Below are 19,167 nucleotides of genomic sequence, written 5' to 3' on the forward strand. Positions count from 1 at the left end.
AACCCGGAGAGCTACCTCGTCGCCTGCCGTTCAACCCAAAATCGAGCGTGTTTATAGTTGCGTACTTCAATTGAAGCCGCGACCTCGAACAATATGCGCTCTCCACGGGGACAAAAAATGTACGCAGCGGATCTATTCTGGTTCTTCTAAGTGCCCTGCCTTCTCTTGCCGCAGATGACGTCGATGAACTGACCCGCAAGGTCTCCAACCCCGCCTCTTTATGATAAGCGTCCTCGTCCATTCGGATTTCGATATCGGTCGCTGGGCATTACTAGGAGCTAGCACAGCTACCTCATTTCAGCTGATGCGTCCGCGCGGAAAGTTTGTTTCCGTCGGGGTCGCGAAGATATGCGACGAACGCGCCGTTCGGTCGTTCCGTAGGCGGGCTCTCGATTGACGTGCCGCCGTGTGCGACACCAGCGGCATGCCATGCCACGACATGGTCGGGGGTCGTCGCCGCAATACCGATCGTTCCGCCGTTGGCAGCGGTCGCCGGCTTCCCGTCGATCGGTTTCGTTATCATCAGCCGCCCTCCTTCATGTGCGTAGAGCAGTCGGCCTCGCGCATCCATCTCGCCGGGCTTGCCCCCTAGGGCAACAAAGGTGGCGTCGTAGAAATTTCTAGACCGTTCCAGGTCGTTACTGCCGATCATGATGTGGGTGAACATGCCTTATCTCCTCTCAGGTGATAACTGAATTTCATGATGCTACCGGTCAAAGTTACCTAAATATCTGGCTGGCGATGTGCCAAGCGCTTTCTTGAACATGGTGATAAATGCAGACACGGATTCATATCCAAGGTCGCCCGAAACCTGCTGAACTGTCGACCCGGCCGCAAGGCTGCGGATTGCGACGATCAATTGCAGCTGCTGTCGCCAACGACCGAATGTGAGGCCGGTCTGGTGCTGGACGAGACGTGCGAGCGAATTCTCACTCATCCCCACCCGCCTTGCCCATAGCGCCATCGTACTACGATCGGCAGGATGGTCGGCCAGCTCCGATGCAATCCGCACAAGCCGGGGCTCATCTGTAAGCGGGAGATGAAGATGCTCTATCGGCATCCGCGGCAATGCCGACAGAAGCAGTGTTGCCATGAGTTCTGAATCTGCGGTCACTGCTGCGGGCTGATTAGCCATCTCAATGATAAGTTCCCGGATGAGCGGGGATAGAGACAGTGTGCAGCACCGGTCCGGCAGATCGGCAGCGCCCGGCTCGATGAACAGAAAAAACAAACGGGCGTTGGCGGTTGCCACGTTGCTATGCGGCATGCCGCCGGGAACCCAGACGCCGCAATGGGGCGGCACCATCCACATCCCGCTTGGAACGCGACATGTCACACCGCCCCGTGAGGCCATGACAAGCTGCCCTTTTTGGTGGCGGTGTTCAGGTGCCTCCCGTTCGTTCTGGGATACGTCGATCCTCACAGCGTGCACTCGCGCCGCGGACTTTTCTAGGTCGTGGTCGCCCAGGGCTGCAGAAAGGGATAGGGGCGGATGGTGGAATTTAGTCATCATTTGAGAGGATATCTAAATTCATCAACAGGCTTTGTCGATAGAGTCATCCCAGATAATTCGGAGAATGACGATGTCAGTGCAACATCATGAGCCTGGATACTGGTCTGATATCTTTCAGACAGAAATTCGATTGCCTCAGACGTGCTATTCCAAGCATTGCATCATGCTTCCAGACAGCGTGGGGCGCGGGGCCAGTCGCATAGCTATCGCGCGAATGGCCGTGAAAACCTTCCTTGAGAGAGTTGGCGTTTGGTTTGCCCGCCGGTCACGGACATCGTCGGTCGTTTCACGCGCTGATCTGTCGGATGCTTATATGCATGCATGTTTAGCGACACCGTTTTTTTGCTACGTCTCGCCTGAACTCTATGGACTGACCACCTCCAGGGGTGACAGAGGCGCGACGCAGGTCGACGCTCACCCGGTGGATGACTTATGAGCGCTCGAACCTTTGTCACCCCCGGGAACGTGATCTTTTCATTGAAGACGTTCCTTGCGGCAATGCTTGCTTATTACATCGCAATCAGGTTCGATCTGTCGCGACCGTTTTGGGCGGTTTCAACCGTCTACATCGTTGCTCATCCCCTTTCGGGCGCCATCTCATCAAAATCGTTCTATCGACTGCTGGGAACGCTGATCGGGGGCGGCGCGACCATCATTATGGTCCCAAATCTCGTGAACTCACCCGCACTGCTTTCCGCAGCGATTATCTTGTGGGTGTCGGGATGCACGTTCATCAGCCTTCTTGACCGCACACCCCGCAGCTATGTTTCCCTACTGGCCGGATACACCGTGCTTCTCGCAGGATTGCCACTTGTCACGGCGCCGGCAAGCACGTTTGACACTGTCGTTGCGCGGGTCGAGGAGATCGGACTTGCGATCCTGTGTGCCTCGATCGTCAGTCACGTTGTTTTTCCAGTCCATGTCGGCACAGCACTGCTCGGGCGGATCGATGCTTGGATGGCAAGGGCGCAGGCGCTCCTTGCGGCAACTGCAACCGCCAGGGCGGATCAAGCCCGAAACAGAGCGGAACGATACGCCTTGGCGGCAGAAGCGGCGGACCTGCGGTCGTTCACAGTCCACCTTCGATATGACGGATCGAGATATCGATCTGCCGTTTCGCTTCTGAGGTCACTGCAGTACCGCATGGTCGCCATTCTTCCGTTGTTGAGCGAACTCGAGGATCAGCGAAGGGCATTGGCCAGACTCGGCACTCCGGGCACGGAGCAGGCCATGTCGATGATTGCGGCGATCGGATCGACATCGTTAAGCTCCCCGGAACTCTTCGGGATCAAAACCGATGCGCCAGCTTCTTTCGAAGCGCCTCGATCATGGGAAGTGCTTCTTCTTGCTAATGTTTCGCGGAACTTGCGGGATATTGCTCAAGTTTCTCGTGAGTATCAGTCGCTTCGAGACGCTTTGAAGGAAGAGAATGCAGCGAGGGCAGTTGGTCGCTTCGCGTCTCGGGAAAACATCCCAGCCCAGCACGCTGACATCGCCATGGCGTTGCTTTCGGCACTGGCGGTTGCGATCTGCCTCACAACATCAGTCACCTTCTGGATCGCCAGCGCGTGGACCGACGGCATGACATTTGCCCAGATTTCAGGCGTACTTTGCTGCCTTCTGGCGACGATGGACGATCCAGTGCCAGCCATGCGCAAATTCGTGTACGTTACCATCGGGTCGGTCATGGCGGCGTCCGTCTATGCCTTCGCGATCCTTCCGCTGATCGATGGTTTTGTGCCGCTTGTCGCTGCACTAGGCCTCTTCCTGATACCTGCAGGGATTTGCCTTGCCGTGCCTTCGCTTGCGATCGTCGGCATGGGCCTTTGTATAAACTTTCCACTTCTTCTTACCCTTCAGGCACACCAGAGCAGCGACTTCATGACGTCTGCAAACTCGGGTACCGCGACTGTTCTTGGTATGGTCTGGGCGATCGTGGTGTGCGGCATCTTCCGATCTGTGAGGGCCGAGACGAATGCCAGGAGGCTTTTCTCAGTGACACAGACGCATATCGCCGGGATCGCGGCGGGCCAGCATGCCGACGCGCATGTCACGCGCCATCACGTCATCGACGTGGCAGGCATGTTTGCAGTCAGGGCGGCGAAACTACCCGCCACATCCGACGCCTCCGATGCCGACCTGATGAGGGACCTGCGCGCGGGGCTCCACATAACGGCAATGCAGGTGCGCTCGAACGAAGCCTCGATACCTGTTTGTGTCCGGGCCAAAGTCATCTTCTCAGCTTTGGAGCTCTTGTATCGGATGACGCCCGCCAAGCGTGGCGAGGCCATGGAGCGTGCACTTGGTATGCTGGACGCCTTTATTCTTTCGACCGCGGACCTCTCCGTAACGGACGCCGACCCGGAACTCATGGTGCACGCGGCCGCTCTTCGTCTGTGCCTTGCACCGGAGACGGATCCTCCGGTTTCGACAACGTCTCCATCGAATAGGAATGCCAAGTGACCGGACAATTCGACCTCTATGGTGTCTTCCTGCCTTGGTTCTCCGCACTCGCGGTGTGTGCATACGGCCTGCTCCGGGTGCTCATGCCGGTGTTCGGCAGACTGAGGCTTTATTCAGCGGTGTGGCATCGCTCACTGTTCAACCTCGCACTTTATATCACTCTCCTTGGCGTGCTTTCCGCTGTTCTCAACTGGTTGCAGACATGACAAATTTTACCATCACCTTTGGCAGAGCCCTATTGACCTTATCCATGACATGTTGCGCAGCGGTTCTAAGCTGGCACCTGTGGTCTTTCTACATGGAAGCGCCGTGGACACGGGACGCTCACATCCGGGCAGATATCGTTCGTCTGGCACCAGATGTGTCGGGACCCGTCACAGAGGTTTTGGTATCCGACAACGCGCAAGTCGAGAAAGGGATGCCCCTGTTTCGGATCGAAGCAAACCGTTTCGAACTCTCTCTGCGCCAGGCAGAGGCCCAAGTGCAGAGCAGTAAGGCCGCAGCGGATCTGGCGAAGATCGAATTCGAACGATATCAACTGCTCGCCTCTAAAGAAGCCGCCAGCCTCAAGGAGCGGCAGCACGCAGAAAGCCTGCGGTACCAGGCAGACGCCACTTACCAATCGGCACTCGTCGCCCTTGATCTCGCGAAGCTGAACCTTGACCGAACAACCGTAAGAGCGCCAGTCTCGGGCAAAATCACGAACTTCCCTTTACGTCGAGGCAACTATGTCTCCGCCGGAAATGCGGTCGGGGTGCTAATAGAAAGTGACGCCATCTACGTTGCGGGGTACTTTGAAGAAACAAAACTCCCGCGGATCCATGTCGGAGATAGCGCGAAGATCGAGATAATGGGAGAACGGCAGCCGATTATCGGCCATGTCGCAGGTGTTGCCGCCGGGATTGAGGATCGCGAGCGAAGCGATTCTGCAGGCTCGCTGGCTAGCGTTGCTCCGACATTTTCATGGGTCCGCCTGGCCCAGAGGATTCCGGTGCGAATTGAGATCGACGACGTTCCGAAGTCGGTCAGCCTGATTGCGGGGAGGACCGCAACAGTCTCTGTTGAGCCGAGGAGCGACTGAGGCGTAAAGCCATCCTATGCGCCGGAATACGTAGATCGAGGTGCACGCGCGTCCCAACGTTTTCGTGACCCCAATCTGCAAGGGTAGACTTGAGGGTCCCTCGGCGATGAGCCCTGCATTTTGTCTGGTTTAAGGCATTCCGAAAGCATGGTGCCTAGGACCATGTTAGCCCGCAAAGCGGGCCACTCCAACCCATTCGCGTTGAACGGATACGAACCTGCGGCCTAGTTAAACACTGGTCTTCCCTGCCTTAAATTTAACAAATGGTCAAAGGCTTGTTTTCGCCCCAAAACCTGCGCCATGATCGCGTTCTCCTCGCGGCATATGCGAGAAGAACGGTGCAGATCGGAACTCATTCCGCGCGCATCTGAAAAATCATTCGGCCTTGCCCGCAAGCGCGTTTTTTTCCGCTTCGGCGGAAAGCGGTTCACCGGCGTCGATCGAGGCCAGATAGGCATCGATCGTTTCCTGGGAAGATGCCGGCACATACCCCTCCGCACGTGGCGACGACAGAGCAAGACGCGTGACCCAGTTTCCATCCGAGCGACAGGCAACGGTTGCCGTCGCCTCGTTCTGTCGTTTCACCTCGTATTCCCGGCAGAGTTCACCCTGGCCATCGATAAAACTCGAAACGATATGCAGCGCCTCGGATTTACCAAGCGCGACATCGCTGCCGGAGGGTTGCCGGTCGAGGGCGGCGGAAAGGGCGCTTTCGGGGGCGGCACCCGGTTCGACACTTCCACGCCCTGCCATATAACCGCCGACACCGGTGATGACGGCAAGAATGGAGGCTGCGATCGGCATCATCCACGGCTGCCCGCTGCGGACTGCTGTCCGCTTTCCGGCTCGTTGGAAAGCAAGGACATTGTTTTCGGCCTCACTCGCAGCCTTGGTTTCAGCGGCTTCGGCCATACGCCGCACGTTTGCGGCAAGCGCTTCAGGCACCGGCTCATCGATCAGCGGTTTCATGGCAGATCCAACCGCCATTCGTGTGTCGAGAAAGACGGCCAGACGTTCGGCCAGGGCATCGTCGGTCTCAAGCGCCGCTTCCAGACGCCGGCCGGTCGCGGCGTCAAGTTCGCCATCGGCGAACGCCATCAATGTCTCGTCGTCAAAATGTTCCATGGTCATGCAACGCCGCCTTTCGTATCGGACGAACGTTTCTCCCCGAAACTTATTCCCGTCAGTTCAGCCAGATTTTTACGCGCCCGCGCCAGACGGCTCATAACCGTGCCGATGGGGATGGAGAGCACATCGGCCGCGTCGCGATAGCTCAGTTCTTCCACGCAGACCAGAACCAGCACTTCGCGCTGTTCTTCCGGCAATTTCTGCATGGCGGTCGCCACTTCCATCAGTTCCATGCGTGCATGGGTTGCGGTCTCTCCAGAAGGAACCGACACGTCATAAGCTTTCTCGATCTCCTCCTGCGGGCCTGCAGTGCGGGCGCGGCGGAGATGATCGATCCAGAGATTGCGCAGGATGCGGAACATCCAGGCATCGAAGCGGGTGTCGGGCGCAAAACTTTCGGCCGCAACGATTGCCCTCTCGCAAGCAGCCTGCACGAGATCATCGGCCAATTCACGTGAATGGCAGAGCGAGATCGCAAACCGACGCAGGTTGGGCAGAAACTCAACCAACCGCTGCGGCACTGTGGGCGTGTCATTCGTCATGTATGTTGTTTGGCACGATACGGAATATTTTGTCGAGACAAACGTTTATCCAAGATAGCGTTCCCGTATATGTTAGGAATGCTTCGGCTGTTTTCCACCGGAGGTAGCGCCTTGTCGATGACTTCACCGATCCGCTTCAGGTTTTTTATCGCGATTCTCATCGCTGGCGGTGGCGTGACTGCGCCGCCAGTGCTTCAGTCCGTTGGTATCGCACCCGGAATCACCGCGGCGTTTGCTGATGATGACGACGGAGGCGATGACGATGGAGACGATGGAGACGATGGTGGCAGCGGCAGCCACGGTGGCTCTTCCAATGGCGGAAACGGCTATGATGCTCGGCGGCCACGAGGTGATTTGCGTTCGCTGTTCGGCTGGCCATTCAAACGGGCGGAACGCCGCGCACCCCCAACACGCACCGTCTCCGTTCCCAATCGTGCCCCAAATGAAATCGTAGCGTTGGGACTCCAAGAGGCCACGATCGCAAACCTGATGCAGGACGGGTTCGTAGTCGACGAACGGACGCCTATCGCGCTTACCGGCAGCGAAATGGTCAAGCTGACGATACCGCGCGGCATGACGCTGGAGGCGGCCCGGCAGGCAGTCGGCACCGCGGCGCCTGCCGCTTCTGTGGATTTCAATCATTTTTATCAGCCCGAGCAGAAGGAAACGCCACCCTGCCCCGGCGGCAACTGCAAGCTGGCAAGGCATATCGTCGACTGGCCACAGGATGCCGGGTATGGACGGGCCACAAGCTGCGCCACGCCCCTGCCGATCGGCCTGATCGACACTGCCATCAACGCCGATCATGCCTCGCTTGCCGATGCGGCGATCGAAGTGCTGCGATTGGGAGACGGCGCGGAGCCGACATCTGCAGCGCAGCACGGCACTGCCGTTGCCGCCCTTCTGGTCGGGTCTGCCAGCAGCCGCGCTCCGGGTCTGCTGCCCGGCGGCAAACTGGTCGCGATTGATGCCTTTCAGCGTTATCGCAAGGCCGCCGATATCGCAGACATTTACGATCTCATCCGGGCTCTCGATATGCTCGCCGTCCGAAACATCCGGATCGTGAACTTGAGCCTGAGCGGGCCGCCGAACACGCTGTTCGAACAGGCTGTGCGTGCCACCATATCGAAGGGCACAATCCTGATCGCGGCCGCCGGCAACGACGGCCCGAACGCCAAGCCGGTCTATCCCGCAGCTTATGCGGATGTAATCGCCGTAACGGCCGTGGACAGAAATATGAAGCCTTACCGCCGTGCGATTCGTGGCGAGCATATTGACATTGCTGCCCCAGGCGTCGGTGTATGGACAGCCGCTTCCGTTTCCGGTGGAAGGCAAAAGAGCGGCACTTCGTTTGCGGCACCCTTCGTCGCCGCCGCCGCCTCGCTGCTACTCGGCGCCGCCCCCGAAATGAGACCGCATGAGGTTGCGGATGCCCTCACGCGTTCGGCAAACGACATGGGAGAGCCGGGCAAGGACGCGATTTTCGGCTGGGGCCTTCTGAACGCAAAGGTTCTGTGCCAGAGTTGATGTCGCTAGTGCTGTGCCTGAAAACAAAATGCCCGGCGCATGGCCGGGCACGAAATGTCTGTTTTCGATGACGGGATATCAATCGTCGTCGTCATCATCGTCATAGTCACGGGAACCGCCACGAAATCTCGGCCATTCGTCATCCCCGCCACGATACCGACGGTCATAACGGCGATCGTCGTCATCCTCATCGTCCACCAGGATAACCTGCGAGGATGCGACTGTGCGCGGGTGCACCTGCGGCATGGCTTGGGCCTGATGTACTGACGCCGCCAGTGTGACGGTGGCAAGCAGGGCCATCGCGCTCGTGGCAAGAACTTGGCTCATGACTGTTCTCCTTCCATGTTTCATGTCGATACCAGTCGATGAACGCCGTTGAAGCCGGTTTATTCCGAGCGCCATACATTTTTTTCGGCATCTCTTCTTTTCTCGAAAAAGCATCACGGCCGGGAATATCAGCCGTCATCAAACGTTCACAACCAGACACGGGGAGATCCAAGGCCGACTGACCGCCTCCCCACGATCTGAAACAGCCTTCTGATGACGGCGTAATCCAAAGGAGGCCAAGTGGTGGCGCACCTCATGTTCTTGCCCATGGCAAATCCGCAGAAAGACCAAACGGCGACTGTGGTATCCGAACCTGTCGTATCTTTGAAACATCTCAAGCAGGTGGTCGCAGCACTGCTCATCGGTTTTGCAGCCGTGCTGATCTTTCTGGCAATCGATGGCCTGACTATGTCGATGCGGGCAACGCTCTTCATCTTCTTCTCAGCGATCACCGCATGGACCATCCTTGAGTTGCCGGAGACTCCGGTCGCGCTGGCAGGTGCTGTCGCATTGGCTGTCGTCGGCGCCATACCGGAGGATCAGGTCTATCGCTCGCTGGGCAATGACATCATCTGGCTGCTTCTGTCGGCCTTCGTGATTGCCGGCGTGTTGCGGCATGTGGGCCTGATCGAGCAGGTGATGGATCGCCTGATGCCCAGGATGAGCAGTATCCGCTCGATGTTCTGGATGCTGACGCTTCTTACCTTCGCAACCGCTTTTATCATTCCCTCGACATCTGCCCGCGCCGCAATCCTGATGCCGGTCTATCTCGGCTTGTCATCCGCAATTGGCAATGCGCGGATTTCCCGTGCACTCGGCCTGCTTTTTCCCACCGTCATCCTGCTCTCGGCCGGTGCGTCACTGATCGGTGCCGGCGCACATCTCGTTGCTGCCGGTTTCCTGTCTCGCCTCACCGGGAGCCAACCGGATTTCATCGGCTGGCTGGTTCTGGCCGGCCCATTTTCACTCGCTACCTGCCTGATTGCCTGCATCATCCTTCTGCACGTGTTCCTGACGAGGGAGGAACGCGAAATGGCACCAGGTGGAAACGTCTCACCAAAACGCCCCACATCGCTTTCGCGCGAACAGATCGCCGTCGCCGCAGTGGTCTGCGCCACCGTGTTGATGTTTTCTACCCAATCCCTTCACGGCATCGGCATGGCGCTGGTCGGCGTGGTGGCAGCGCTTGTGTTGTGCATGCCCAATGTCTCCGGCATGACGCTGAAAGCCGCCCTGAAAACCGTCGAATGGAACCTGCTGCTGTTCATGGCAGGAACATTGGTCATCGGTGAAGCATTAATCGAAACGGGCACGGCCCAGATGCTGGCCGATCGGCTGGTGAGCCTCTTTCGCCAAAGCATGATCACCGCACCGATCGCAATCATCTCGTTTGCCGTCATCATCGCCACTTTTTCCCATCTGGTGATCACATCGCGCACGGCGCGGGCCACGGTGCTCATCCCCGCCTTCGCGCTGCCGCTCTCGGCACTCGGCGTCGATCCCTCAATTCTTGTGATGGTCGTCACACTGGCCAGCGGCTTTTGCCAGATGACCATGGTATCGGCGAAACCGGTCGTGCTGTTCGGTGGCTTGGAGCCCCCGGCCTTTACACAGGCCGATCTGCGCAAGCTCGGTTACATCCTTGTCCCGCCTTTCATATTTCTCCTTATTCTGGTGGCAACCATATTGTGGCCGATACAGGACTTCGCCACAGAAAAATAAGCAAAAACAACAATCTAAAAGCCTCAAGAGCCCGGCTATGGGGCTCTTTTTTTATTTAGCCGAATAAATTTCTTGGCGGCTGGAATAAGCACTCGGCCATCACGTTTTCCTCATGTCACAAACATGTCATGAAAGGATAATTCCCATGCCCTTCCGCGTCGTTGTCGCCCCTTCCGGTTTCAAGGAAAGCCTCTCTGCCGAACAGGCCGCTGACTGCATCGAAAAAGGCGTTCTGCGCGCATTTCCAGGCTCGGTCGTCAACAAGGTGCCGATGGCTGACGGCGGCGAAGGATTCACCCGGGCGCTGGTCGGCGCCACCCATGGCACGATCCATCCTGTCACCGTCACCGGACCGGTCGGAGAGCCGGTGCAGGCCTTTGTCGGTTTCCTTGGTGGTGGCGCCGAGCCAACAGCAGTGATCGAGATGGCAGCTGCTGCGGGCCTCAGCCTCGTCCCACGCGATCGTCGCAATCCTTGCCTGACCACAAGTTATGGTGTCGGCGAGCTTGTGCGCGCAGCGCTCGACCTGGGCGCCAAGCGGATTTTGCTCGGTTGCGGCGATAGCGGCATCAACGATGGCGGTGCCGGCATGGCACAGGCGCTCGGCATCCGCCTGCTGGATGCCAACGGCAACGAACTGGATCGTGGCGGTGCAGCTTTGACGCAGTTGAACCGTATAGACATCAGCCCCCGCGACCCACGCCTCGCACATGTGCGCATTGATGCCGCCGTCAACTGGCACAACCAGCTTCTTGGCGAGCGTGGTGTCGCTCGCGTCTTTGGGCCACAGAAGGGTGCGACGCCGGAACAGGTGGAAGATCTTGCTGCGGCGATGGAAATCTACGCAGCCCGCATCAAAGACGCCACCGGTCTCGATGTCGGCTCCGCGCCGGGCGCTGGCGCATCGGGCGGACTGGGAGCAGCCGTTCTCGGTCTGCTTTGCGGCAGACTTCATCCCCGCTATGAGATTGTCATGCAATATCTGGAAATCGACGATTACATTCGTGATGCCGATCTGGTCATCACCGCGGAAGGAAGCCTCGATGGTCAGACGCCCTTTGGCAAGGTTCCTGCGGAGGTCGCACGGCGCGCCAAGGAGGTCGGTGTTCCGGTGGTGGCGCTTGCAGGTACGATCGGCAAGGGCGTGAGGCTCAATCTGGATTGCGGTATCGATGCTTTCGCGTCGATCCTGACACGGCCATGCTCATTGGAAGACGCCATCTCGTCTGCTCCGAAGCTTCTTGCTCGTTCCGCGGAAGACGCGGTTCGGATGATCATGATCGGCACGACCTTGCGGCTGCCGTTCGCTCACTTATTATTAGCTGAAGTGAACGCCACCAGATCCGAAGGCTAACCAAGAACTTGGCTTCACTGTACGACTGATTTGGAGCCGGAACCGGAATGATCTCTTCTAATATCCAAACTGAGATAGCGGCCATTTCCGGTTTTATCTGGCTGAAGATGGTGAATACTGTCCCACCTTCGTGCTGAAAGCACCCGCCGATCGGGATGAAGAACTTCGTCTCGCCACGCGCCAATACCTCGGCGTCGCGTGAGCGATCATTTCCTTAAATTTTTCTCCAGACCGGAGTCCCAAGTCCAAACAGTCAATCGTCTAGATCACGAGTGAATGTGTAGCCATTCCTCGTGATGAACTTGCGGCGCCTTGAACGCCGCACGATTGGGGGTTTTTATGACTAAGACTAAATCCGTCTCGCGCGGGGCTGGGGCGAGCCTCAAGGCGGTGTTTCTGGCGGGAACAGCACTCGTGATGCTGAGCCCCATGCTGCCGGCAATGGTGCAAGAAGCTGCAGCACAGGCGTCCGAGCGAGCGATCGCGGTGCGGCCCGGTCCGTTGACGCCGGCGCTGAACAACCTCGCCGCCCAGACCGGCCTGCAAATCCTGTTCGATGCATCGGTCGCCGAGGGGAAGACGACCCGTGGTGTGAACGGCACGCTGACGCCGGAACAGGCGTTGAGGACAGTGCTCGCCGGAACAGGCGTGGATGCCCGCTTTGCAGGAAGCAACCAGGTGACGCTGCAGACCGGTGCGGCCACTTCCGGCGCGACAGCTGACGGCACCACGCAGCTTGAGGCAATAACGATTTACGGCGCCCGCAATGCGTCGACGTTGGGTGCCACGACCACCAGCGTTGCCATCGTCAATGCCGAAACCCTTGTCGAAAGCCAGATTCGCACGACGCAGGACACCTATCGTCGCATGGCAAACGTACTGGACAGCGCCACGGTCAACGCCGGGTTCGTCATCCGTGGCATGAGTTCTGAAGGTCTCGTCCCGTCCGGCGGGCCGGCCGGCTCAGTCTATGTCGACGGTATCGTTCAGACGCGTTACAATGCCCGTTTCGGGGCACGTAACCTCTGGGACGTCGAGCAGGTTGAGGTCTATCGCGGCCCGCAATCGACGCTTTCAGGCCGTGCGGCCATGACCGGCGCCATCTATATCAAGTCGAAAGATCCGACCTTCGACAGGCAGGTCGAACTTTCCGGCACCGTTGGCAGCGACGACCTCGCGGGCACGGCCTTCATGGTGAATACGCCCGTCGTCGAGGACCAGATAGCGCTGCGCATCTCGGGCGCTTTCGAGCGTTCGGACGCCCAACCCAATTACTCAAATTTCAGTATTTTTGACAATTTCGATGACCTTACGACCGACATTAGCGGTGTTGTTCGCGCCAAGGTGCTGATTACGCCCTCGGAAATGCCGGACACCCGCGCACTGCTCACTTACTCCTACTCGAAGGACCGGCCCAACGACGCGCTTGTTGGCCTCGATACGGGCCGCGGCGACTTCAACGATTCCCCGGTTACCTATACGGAATATCGCTGGACGGAAGCGCACAATGTCGGCCTCGAGGTTACGCATGATTTCTCGAATACGCTGCGCTTCACCTCGCAGACCGGCTATCAATATGGCATCAACAACCGGCGCTCCATCGACTACGGCACGTCAGGAACCATCTATGGAAGCACTGGCGAAGATGACAACTCCATCTTCACGCAGGAGTTCCGCCTCAACTACGAAGGCGATCGCTGGAAATGGGTTGCCGGCGTGTACGGCAGCCACGAGGTCTGGGATGGCGCGACAGACTTCATCGTAGACTATCCCGGCTTCGGGCCGGTGCAACTCAGCGACACGCAGAATCGCAGGACATCGAACTTCGCCGTCTTTGGTGAAGCTACCTATGAATTTGCACCCACGTGGTTCGCAACCGTTGGCGGGCGTCTCGATTATCTGAAAGACAGGGACTACCAGCGAAACTACTTTGGCCTGATCGATCCGTCTGCCGTCCTGACGGGTACCCCGTCATCCCTGAACGAATTGAATTTCGTGCCGAAGGTGGGCATTTCCAAGGAGCTCAGCGATACCCAGACGGTCGCCTTGACATATACGCAGGGATTCCGCTCGGGCGGTTCCTATATCGACCGGCTGGATCCGACCAATTTCAAGGTCGCCACATACGATCCGGAGTTTTCCCAGAACGTCGAATTATCTTACAAGGGTATGCATCTCGACGACCGGCTGACACTCAATGCGAACCTGTTTTATACGAAATACGACGACCAGCAGATAGAAATCCGCCCGAACCCCGCTATCCCGGGCTATCGCATCACCTCGAATGCTGCAACGTCGAGAGCCTGGGGATTCGAAATCGAGCCGACCTACGAGGTTACGGATCAATTCACGGCCTTCACCTCGATCGGTTATCTCAATACGAAATTCCTGGAATTCAACCATGCTTCCATCGGCGACCAGTCAGGAAAGGCTTTTCCTGAAGCCCCGGAATTAAGCTGGGCTTTCGGCGGACGTTATGAGTTCGATAACGGTGTCTTCGTTGGCGCCGATGCCAAGTACACGACAAGCTACAATTCGCGCTTCGGCACGAAGGGCATGTACGATATCGACCCGCGCTTCATCGTGAATGCGCAGACGGGCTTCAAGAAGGACAATTGGGAAGTGACCGCCTTCGTGGAAAACCTCACGGACGAGAAATATTTCACGATCGTGGATCGCGACGCGGCAAAGCCCTTTGGCCAGCAGGGCAAGGGTCGCTCCTACGGCCTGAACGTCCGCGTGAAGTTCTGACGAACCCGGCTGTGGGGCGTCTTGCCGCACAGCCTTTTCCACCTTGCAGGATTTCCGCCCTTCCTCGAAAGGCAGGAATCCTGCAATTCTTTGTTTTTACGCATTTTCCGGACGTAGAACCGCTACGCACCTCTTCCTGGAAATGCTCTAACGACGAAATGATACCTGCCTTGCGCTTCTGTCTCGCTTTTCTCGCCTTTCTCCTTCCCGCCTCGTTTTCGCAGGCTGCCTGCGAGGGAAAGGCCATAACCGAGGGTGTCTACAATCCACCCTTCTGTATTCCGGCGGACGTAAAACGAATCGTGACGCTGGATCCGCTCATCACCCTTGGACTGCTGATCGAACTTAAGGCGCCCGTCGTTGCGACGCCCTATATGGCGATCACCGAGGATGAGGTTCTCGACGCGGTGAAGGCCCAGAAGATGGTCGACCTCGGCAATCCCAGAGAACCGAGCCTCGAGCGCGTGGCGGCGCTGAAGCCGAATCTCATCATCGGATCGGCAGAGGTTCACTCGGCGATTTACGAGCAGGCTGCACAGATCGCGCCAACCGTCCTCTTCAAGCATATGGACTGGAAGGCATATCTTCAGCGCCTTTCCGAAGTGACCGGGAAGGAAGGCGTGGCAAACGACGCACTCAAGGCTTACGACAGCCGCGTCGCCGGGATCCGCGCGCGGATGAAGGACCAGAACCTGACGGTCTCGACCGTCCGTTTCGCGCCAGACCGTTTCGTTGTCTTTGTGGATGGGCCTAACGCCTATGCCCCCTTTGCCGTGCTGCGCGAGGCAGGTGTGAAGCGCGCCGCTTACGAGACTGTCACCGATGAAACGATCGTCAAACGGCCAGATTGGGAGGAACTCGCCAATCTCGATGGTAACGTGCTGCTCTACGTTTCTGCCAGCGGTTTCGAAAGCGGCCCGGACGATGCGCTCGAAAAGCAGGTGACCGAGAACCCTCTCTGGCAATTGCTACCAGCCGTGCAGGCCGGACGCGCCCATCGGGTCGATCGCGGTCCCTGGCAGAGTTTCCACGGTATCGGTTCGGCAAATCGCATTCTCGACGATGTCGAGCGATATGTACTGGCTGGTCAATGATCGACCGAAAGGCCGCTCGGCCCGTCACTGCCTGTAGCGTGCGGTCGCTTGCGCTCGCAGTGCTCCTCTGTCTGCTCATTCTTGCCGCCATGAACGCCGTTGCACTCGGTACATCTGCCATGTCGTTTTCCACCATGACGGCCGCTATTTTCCAGTTCGATGGCTCGCGCGACCATCTTCTCGTCACGACCATTCGCCTGCCCCGTGTCATTGCTGCACTGCTGTCCGGCAGTGCACTCGCTGTTTCCGGCGCCATCATGCAGGCGGTCACCAACAACCCGCTCGCCTCTCCCGGCCTGCTCGGCATCAACGCCGGCGCATCATTTGCCGTCGTTTTGGTGATGACACTCTTTGGCACGGGCATCGGCGACATCTATGTCTGGTTTGCCTTCATCGGCGCCGGTATCGCCGCCATCGTCGTCTATGCACTCGGTTCAATTGGCGCTGTCGGACACTCCCCGCTCGGGCTCGTGCTGGCGGGCGCCATCGTCGCAACCTTCCTGACCTCGCTGACCACCGCGATCCTGATCTTCGACCAGAGCACGCTCGATGCAGTTCGCCTGTGGACCGCAGGTTCGGTGACGGGGAGAACCATGACGCAAGCGAAAACCGTTGCGCCCTATATCCTCACCGGCCTCATCGCCGCTCTCTTTCTTGGCCGGCATCTCACGACGCTCAGCCTCGGCGCGGATACCTCGCGTGCACTCGGACAGAACCCGGTCATTTGGCGCGGTGCATCTGTCGTCGTCGTCATCCTGCTTGCGGGCGGTGCCGTGGCACTTGCCGGACCGATTGGTTTCGTCGGCCTCGTCGTTCCGCATATGGTGCGCATGATTGCCGGTGTTGACTATCGCTGGGTTATCCCTTTTTCGGTGCTCGGCGGCGCACTGCTGGTTGTCGTCTCCGATACGGTCGGGCGACTTGTCTTTGGAAGTCAAAGTTTCCCCGTCGGCGTGACGATCGCGCTCATCGGCGCGCCGTTCTTCCTGTATCTCGCCCGAACGCGCCTTAGAGGCTCGGCATGATCCGGCTTCTCACCATCCTCGCCCTCCTGCTCACCATCCTCGTCGCAGCAAGCCTCGCTTTTGGCGATGTTCCTCTGACCTGGCAGGAACTCTACAATGTCATCGTCGGGATGGGGGAGCCTGCTCCACAGAGCACGATGATCGTCTTCGATTTGCGTTTGCCGCGAGCGCTTCTCGCCCTTCTCGTCGGCGTGGCGCTTGCGACCGCAGGCACGATCACGCTTGCGATCATGCGCAATCCATTGGCCGAGCCCGGTGTTCTCGGAATCAACAGTGGCGCTGCGGCGGCGGCCATGGCCGTCATCGTTCTGATGCAGAACCCGTCGATCGCGCTTTTGCAGGCAGCCAGCTTCCTGGGCGCCGCCATCATGGCGCTGGCGGTCTATGCCCTTTCCTGGCGCGGCGGCACGTCCTCGCTCCGCATCATCCTCATCGGCATCGGCCTCTCCTCCCTCGCAACGGCTGGAACGACCTTTCTCTCCGCATTCGGCGACATTGGCGATGTACAGCGCGCCATGATCTGGCTTGCGGGCAGCGTTTACGACGCGAATATGGGCAAGGTCCAACTTCTCGCCCTATCACTCATTGTTCCGGTAGTGTTTGCCTTTCTCGCCGCGCGCGAACTCGATCTGATCCGCTTCGGCGATCATTCGGCCAAGAGCCTCGGTCAGCCAGTCGATCGCGTCCGTGGCCTGATGATCGTGCTCGTCACGGTGCTTTCGGGCGCTGCCGTAGCGGCCTCCGGCCTCATCGGCTTCGTCGGTCTCGTCGCGCCGCACATAGCCCGGCGGCTCACCGGGGCATCGCATGCCCGGATGCTGCCTGTCGCCGCACTTGTCGGCGCCTGCCTCGTCGTCGCTGCCGATCTCATCGGTCGCATCCTCCTGCCGCCGGTGCAGCTTCCGGCCGGCATTGTCACCAGCCTCATTGGTGCACCTTTCTTTGCCTATCTTCTCTGGGGACGCCGCCATGGCCAAGGATAAGCAACTCCCTGCCAAGATTGCCGGCAAGGGCATCGACATCGCCTACGGCCAGCGCCGCATCGTCGAGCGGCTCGACCTCGCTATCCCGGAACGACGCTTCACGGCGCTGATCGGGCCGAACGGCAGTGGCAAATCCACGCTTCTGCGCAGTTTCGCGGGGCTTATGAAGCCTTCCGGCGGCAGCGTTCTTCTCGATGGGCAGGACTTGAACGACCTCTCGACCCGTGAGGTCGCTCGCAAGGTGGGCGTTCTGCTCCAGGGGCCTGTCGCACCGGAGGGGCTTACGGTCAGCGATCTTGTGCGGCAGGGACGGTATCCACATCGCTCGCTTTTCAGCCGCTGGTCGGCGCAGGATCAGGAAGCATGCGATGAGGCACTCATGCTGACGGGCACGGCGGATCTTTCCGACCGTGCGCTGGACAGCCTTTCCGGTGGTCAGCGCCAGCGCGCGTGGATCGCAATGACGCTGGCGCAGCAAAGCGAAGCGATCCTGCTTGACGAACCCACGACATATCTCGATCTCGAGCATCAGATCGAGCTGATGAACCTCATTACGGCGCTGGTCGCCAAGCACGGAAAGACGGTCGTCGCAGTACTCCATGACATCAACCAGGCGGCCCGCTACGCCCAGCATATCGTTATACTCCACGACGGCAGGGTCACGGCGGCAGGAACGCCCGATGCGGTCATCTCATCGGAGACGATCTTGGATGTCTTCAAGGTGAAGACAGTCGTGATCCGCGATCCCGTTGCGGGAACGCCGCTCTGCATTGCGCTGTGAGCACCACAGCCGTTACCGAAATATCACACCGCCGCCTGTTTTGAACATTCGGCCTGTCTAATGCGCAACCCCGAGCCAAAACGTGGGAGGTGGAATCGAGCAACGAAATCAGGCATAAAGATGAGTTTTTAACTCTTGATTTATCCCGAGGCCGCCCGTTGGTTTTGAATGTTTCTAACCTATTGCACTTGCATGGGTTTTATAGATTAGCTAGCCATCGGTCTTCGAGATTCAGCAGTACTTATGCTGAACTGGCTGTTGGTTGGGAACTGTTTGCCAATGTCGAGCTCTTCGCCTTCACCCCTTGTCTGGGACAGTGTTGATAGCAACGATTTGCTGAACCGGGCTATGGAAGCTTACTATGCCGACATTACGAACGCTGTTCGCAGACGCGGCCATCCATCATCCACTGCCCGGGATGTGGTGCACGATCTCTATGTGAAACTTGCCGCCAAGCCAGACCTGCTGCAACAAACACGCTCGATCAAATCCTTTCTTTGCCGGGCAGCTATCAATCTCGGCATTGACCGCCAGCGTCGCGAGACGAAAGAAGCTCGACTTTTCTCCGGCTCGGAGCGTGAAGCCCTTTCGGTCGCGAGCAGCGGGCCTGCGCCTGATCAGTCGCTGGAAATCGAGGCGCGGCTTGCCGCGCTCCGCGAGGCAATCGCCGAACTGCCGGAACGGCGACGCCTCGTTTTCATCCTGCACCGGCTCCATCATCTGACACCCGACCAGATCTCCGTCAGGCTCAACATTTCCAAAAACATGGTGGACCGACATTTGCGCCGCGCCTTCGCCCACTGCCTTGATCGTCTTCTCCAGTAAAACAAGAGATTCTCGCGTTCCGTGCGGAAAACCACTACGGATTATTGCCTG

General features: G+C 58.6%; 18 protein-coding genes. 12 read left to right on the top strand and 6 right to left on the bottom strand.

Annotated elements, in window-relative coordinates; genetic code table 11:
- Positions 1-292: 292 nt before the first annotated feature.
- Together JZX89_RS13680 and JZX89_RS13685 are read right to left on the bottom strand one after the other, a co-directional pair.
- Positions 293-667: a VOC family protein gene (locus JZX89_RS13680; RefSeq protein ID WP_149900706.1), complete on the bottom strand. Its 375-nt coding sequence runs from the start codon at positions 665-667 to the stop codon at positions 293-295.
- Between the two features lie 39 nt (positions 668-706).
- Positions 707-1,513 (bottom strand): AraC family transcriptional regulator, encoded by an 807-nt coding sequence (locus JZX89_RS13685; protein WP_153515962.1) that lies wholly within the window; start codon positions 1,511-1,513, stop codon positions 707-709.
- A gap of 432 nt (positions 1,514-1,945) precedes the next feature.
- Between JZX89_RS13685 and JZX89_RS13690 the strand changes: the two genes are divergently transcribed.
- Genes JZX89_RS13690 through JZX89_RS13700 form a run of 3 tightly spaced genes read left to right on the top strand, consistent with a single transcriptional unit; the run spans position 1,946 to position 5,057 of the window.
- Positions 1,946-3,976: an FUSC family protein gene (locus JZX89_RS13690; RefSeq protein ID WP_207134363.1), complete on the top strand. Its 2,031-nt coding sequence runs from the start codon at positions 1,946-1,948 to the stop codon at positions 3,974-3,976.
- Positions 3,973-4,182, top strand: coding sequence for a DUF1656 domain-containing protein (locus JZX89_RS13695; protein ID WP_149900703.1), 210 nt, complete (start codon positions 3,973-3,975; stop codon positions 4,180-4,182). Before JZX89_RS13690 ends, JZX89_RS13695 begins: the two co-directional genes overlap by 4 nt.
- Positions 4,179-5,057, top strand: coding sequence for an efflux RND transporter periplasmic adaptor subunit (locus JZX89_RS13700; protein WP_153515964.1), 879 nt, complete (start codon positions 4,179-4,181; stop codon positions 5,055-5,057). Before JZX89_RS13695 ends, JZX89_RS13700 begins: the two co-directional genes overlap by 4 nt.
- 375 nt (positions 5,058-5,432) lie before the next feature.
- On the opposite strand, the gene JZX89_RS13705 is transcribed toward JZX89_RS13700, so the two are convergent.
- From JZX89_RS13705 to JZX89_RS28560, 3 genes are all read right to left on the bottom strand, one after another.
- Entirely contained in the window at positions 5,433-6,188 is a 756-nt protein-coding gene (locus JZX89_RS13705) for an anti-sigma factor family protein (RefSeq protein WP_153515965.1), read from the bottom strand.
- Complete coding sequence (locus tag JZX89_RS13710; protein ID WP_153515966.1) at positions 6,185-6,727, bottom strand: RNA polymerase sigma factor; 543 nt, start codon at positions 6,725-6,727, stop codon at positions 6,185-6,187. The genes JZX89_RS13705 and JZX89_RS13710 overlap by 4 nt, the downstream gene beginning before the upstream one ends.
- A 123-nt stretch (positions 6,728-6,850) precedes the next feature.
- Complete coding sequence (locus JZX89_RS28560; RefSeq protein ID WP_246746697.1) at positions 6,851-7,027, bottom strand: hypothetical protein; 177 nt, start codon at positions 7,025-7,027, stop codon at positions 6,851-6,853.
- 189 nt (positions 7,028-7,216) lie between these two features.
- On the opposite strand from JZX89_RS28560, the gene JZX89_RS13715 reads away from it, so the two are divergent.
- The gene (locus tag JZX89_RS13715; RefSeq protein ID WP_246746698.1) at positions 7,217-8,254 is read left to right on the top strand and encodes a S8 family serine peptidase; all 1,038 of its coding nucleotides are present in this window, start codon (positions 7,217-7,219) and stop codon (positions 8,252-8,254) included.
- Between the two features lie 78 nt (positions 8,255-8,332).
- Here JZX89_RS13715 and JZX89_RS13720 read toward each other — a convergent pair whose 3' ends face one another.
- On the bottom strand, positions 8,333-8,581 hold the full coding sequence (locus tag JZX89_RS13720) for a hypothetical protein (protein ID WP_207134364.1): 249 nt from the start codon (positions 8,579-8,581) through the stop codon (positions 8,333-8,335).
- 240 nt (positions 8,582-8,821) lie between these two features.
- Between JZX89_RS13720 and JZX89_RS13725 the strand changes: the two genes are divergently transcribed.
- The 8 genes from JZX89_RS13725 (at position 8,822) to JZX89_RS13760 (ending at position 19,116) form a co-directional block, all read left to right on the top strand.
- Positions 8,822-10,303, top strand: a complete 1,482-nt coding sequence (locus JZX89_RS13725) for an SLC13 family permease (protein ID WP_369809551.1) — start codon at positions 8,822-8,824, stop codon at positions 10,301-10,303.
- A gap of 145 nt (positions 10,304-10,448) precedes the next feature.
- Positions 10,449-11,657 (top strand): glycerate kinase family protein, encoded by a 1,209-nt coding sequence (locus JZX89_RS13730; protein WP_207134365.1) that lies wholly within the window; start codon positions 10,449-10,451, stop codon positions 11,655-11,657.
- Positions 11,658-11,996: 339 nt separating this feature from the next.
- Entirely contained in the window at positions 11,997-14,408 is a 2,412-nt protein-coding gene (locus tag JZX89_RS13735; protein ID WP_207134366.1) for a TonB-dependent receptor, read from the top strand.
- Positions 14,409-14,578: 170 nt separating this feature from the next.
- Positions 14,579-15,502, top strand: coding sequence for an iron-siderophore ABC transporter substrate-binding protein (locus tag JZX89_RS13740; RefSeq protein WP_246746699.1), 924 nt, complete (start codon positions 14,579-14,581; stop codon positions 15,500-15,502).
- Positions 15,499-16,527, top strand: coding sequence for a FecCD family ABC transporter permease (locus JZX89_RS13745; protein WP_207134368.1), 1,029 nt, complete (start codon positions 15,499-15,501; stop codon positions 16,525-16,527). The genes JZX89_RS13740 and JZX89_RS13745 overlap by 4 nt, the downstream gene beginning before the upstream one ends.
- The gene (locus JZX89_RS13750) at positions 16,524-17,510 is read left to right on the top strand and encodes a FecCD family ABC transporter permease (protein ID WP_207134369.1); all 987 of its coding nucleotides are present in this window, start codon (positions 16,524-16,526) and stop codon (positions 17,508-17,510) included. Before JZX89_RS13745 ends, JZX89_RS13750 begins: the two co-directional genes overlap by 4 nt.
- The gene (locus JZX89_RS13755) at positions 17,497-18,291 is read left to right on the top strand and encodes an ABC transporter ATP-binding protein (RefSeq protein ID WP_149900693.1); all 795 of its coding nucleotides are present in this window, start codon (positions 17,497-17,499) and stop codon (positions 18,289-18,291) included. Before JZX89_RS13750 ends, JZX89_RS13755 begins: the two co-directional genes overlap by 14 nt.
- A 279-nt stretch (positions 18,292-18,570) precedes the next feature.
- Positions 18,571-19,116 carry an RNA polymerase sigma factor gene (locus JZX89_RS13760; protein WP_149900902.1) on the top strand — a complete coding sequence of 182 codons (546 nt, stop codon included), beginning with the start codon at positions 18,571-18,573 and terminating at the stop codon, positions 19,114-19,116.
- Positions 19,117-19,167 lie beyond the last annotated feature (51 nt).

Origin of the sequence: Agrobacterium burrii, from assembly GCF_017313405.1 — a bacterium.
Classification (GTDB): Bacteria; Pseudomonadota; Alphaproteobacteria; order Rhizobiales; family Rhizobiaceae; genus Agrobacterium; species Agrobacterium burrii.

Bases quoted from the DNA above. Each gene is read 5' to 3' on its own strand.
- JZX89_RS13680 (WP_149900706.1), bottom strand. From the start codon at position 667: ATGTTCACCCACATCATGATCGGCAGTAACGACCTGGAACGGTCTAGA.
- JZX89_RS13685 (WP_153515962.1), bottom strand. From the start codon at position 1,513: ATGATGACTAAATTCCACCATCCGCCCCTATCCCTTTCTGCAGCCCTG.
- JZX89_RS13690 (WP_207134363.1), top strand. From the start codon at position 1,946: ATGAGCGCTCGAACCTTTGTCACCCCCGGGAACGTGATCTTTTCATTG.
- JZX89_RS13700 (WP_153515964.1), top strand. From the start codon at position 4,179: ATGACAAATTTTACCATCACCTTTGGCAGAGCCCTATTGACCTTATCC.
- JZX89_RS13705 (WP_153515965.1), bottom strand. From the start codon at position 6,188: ATGACCATGGAACATTTTGACGACGAGACATTGATGGCGTTCGCCGAT.
- JZX89_RS13710 (WP_153515966.1), bottom strand. From the start codon at position 6,727: ATGACGAATGACACGCCCACAGTGCCGCAGCGGTTGGTTGAGTTTCTG.
- JZX89_RS13715 (WP_246746698.1), top strand. From the start codon at position 7,217: ATGCAGGACGGGTTCGTAGTCGACGAACGGACGCCTATCGCGCTTACC.
- JZX89_RS13720 (WP_207134364.1), bottom strand. From the start codon at position 8,581: ATGAGCCAAGTTCTTGCCACGAGCGCGATGGCCCTGCTTGCCACCGTC.
- JZX89_RS13730 (WP_207134365.1), top strand. From the start codon at position 10,449: ATGCCCTTCCGCGTCGTTGTCGCCCCTTCCGGTTTCAAGGAAAGCCTC.
- JZX89_RS13735 (WP_207134366.1), top strand. From the start codon at position 11,997: ATGACTAAGACTAAATCCGTCTCGCGCGGGGCTGGGGCGAGCCTCAAG.
- JZX89_RS13745 (WP_207134368.1), top strand. From the start codon at position 15,499: ATGATCGACCGAAAGGCCGCTCGGCCCGTCACTGCCTGTAGCGTGCGG.
- JZX89_RS13750 (WP_207134369.1), top strand. From the start codon at position 16,524: ATGATCCGGCTTCTCACCATCCTCGCCCTCCTGCTCACCATCCTCGTC.
- JZX89_RS13755 (WP_149900693.1), top strand. From the start codon at position 17,497: ATGGCCAAGGATAAGCAACTCCCTGCCAAGATTGCCGGCAAGGGCATC.
- JZX89_RS13760 (WP_149900902.1), top strand. From the start codon at position 18,571: ATGTCGAGCTCTTCGCCTTCACCCCTTGTCTGGGACAGTGTTGATAGC.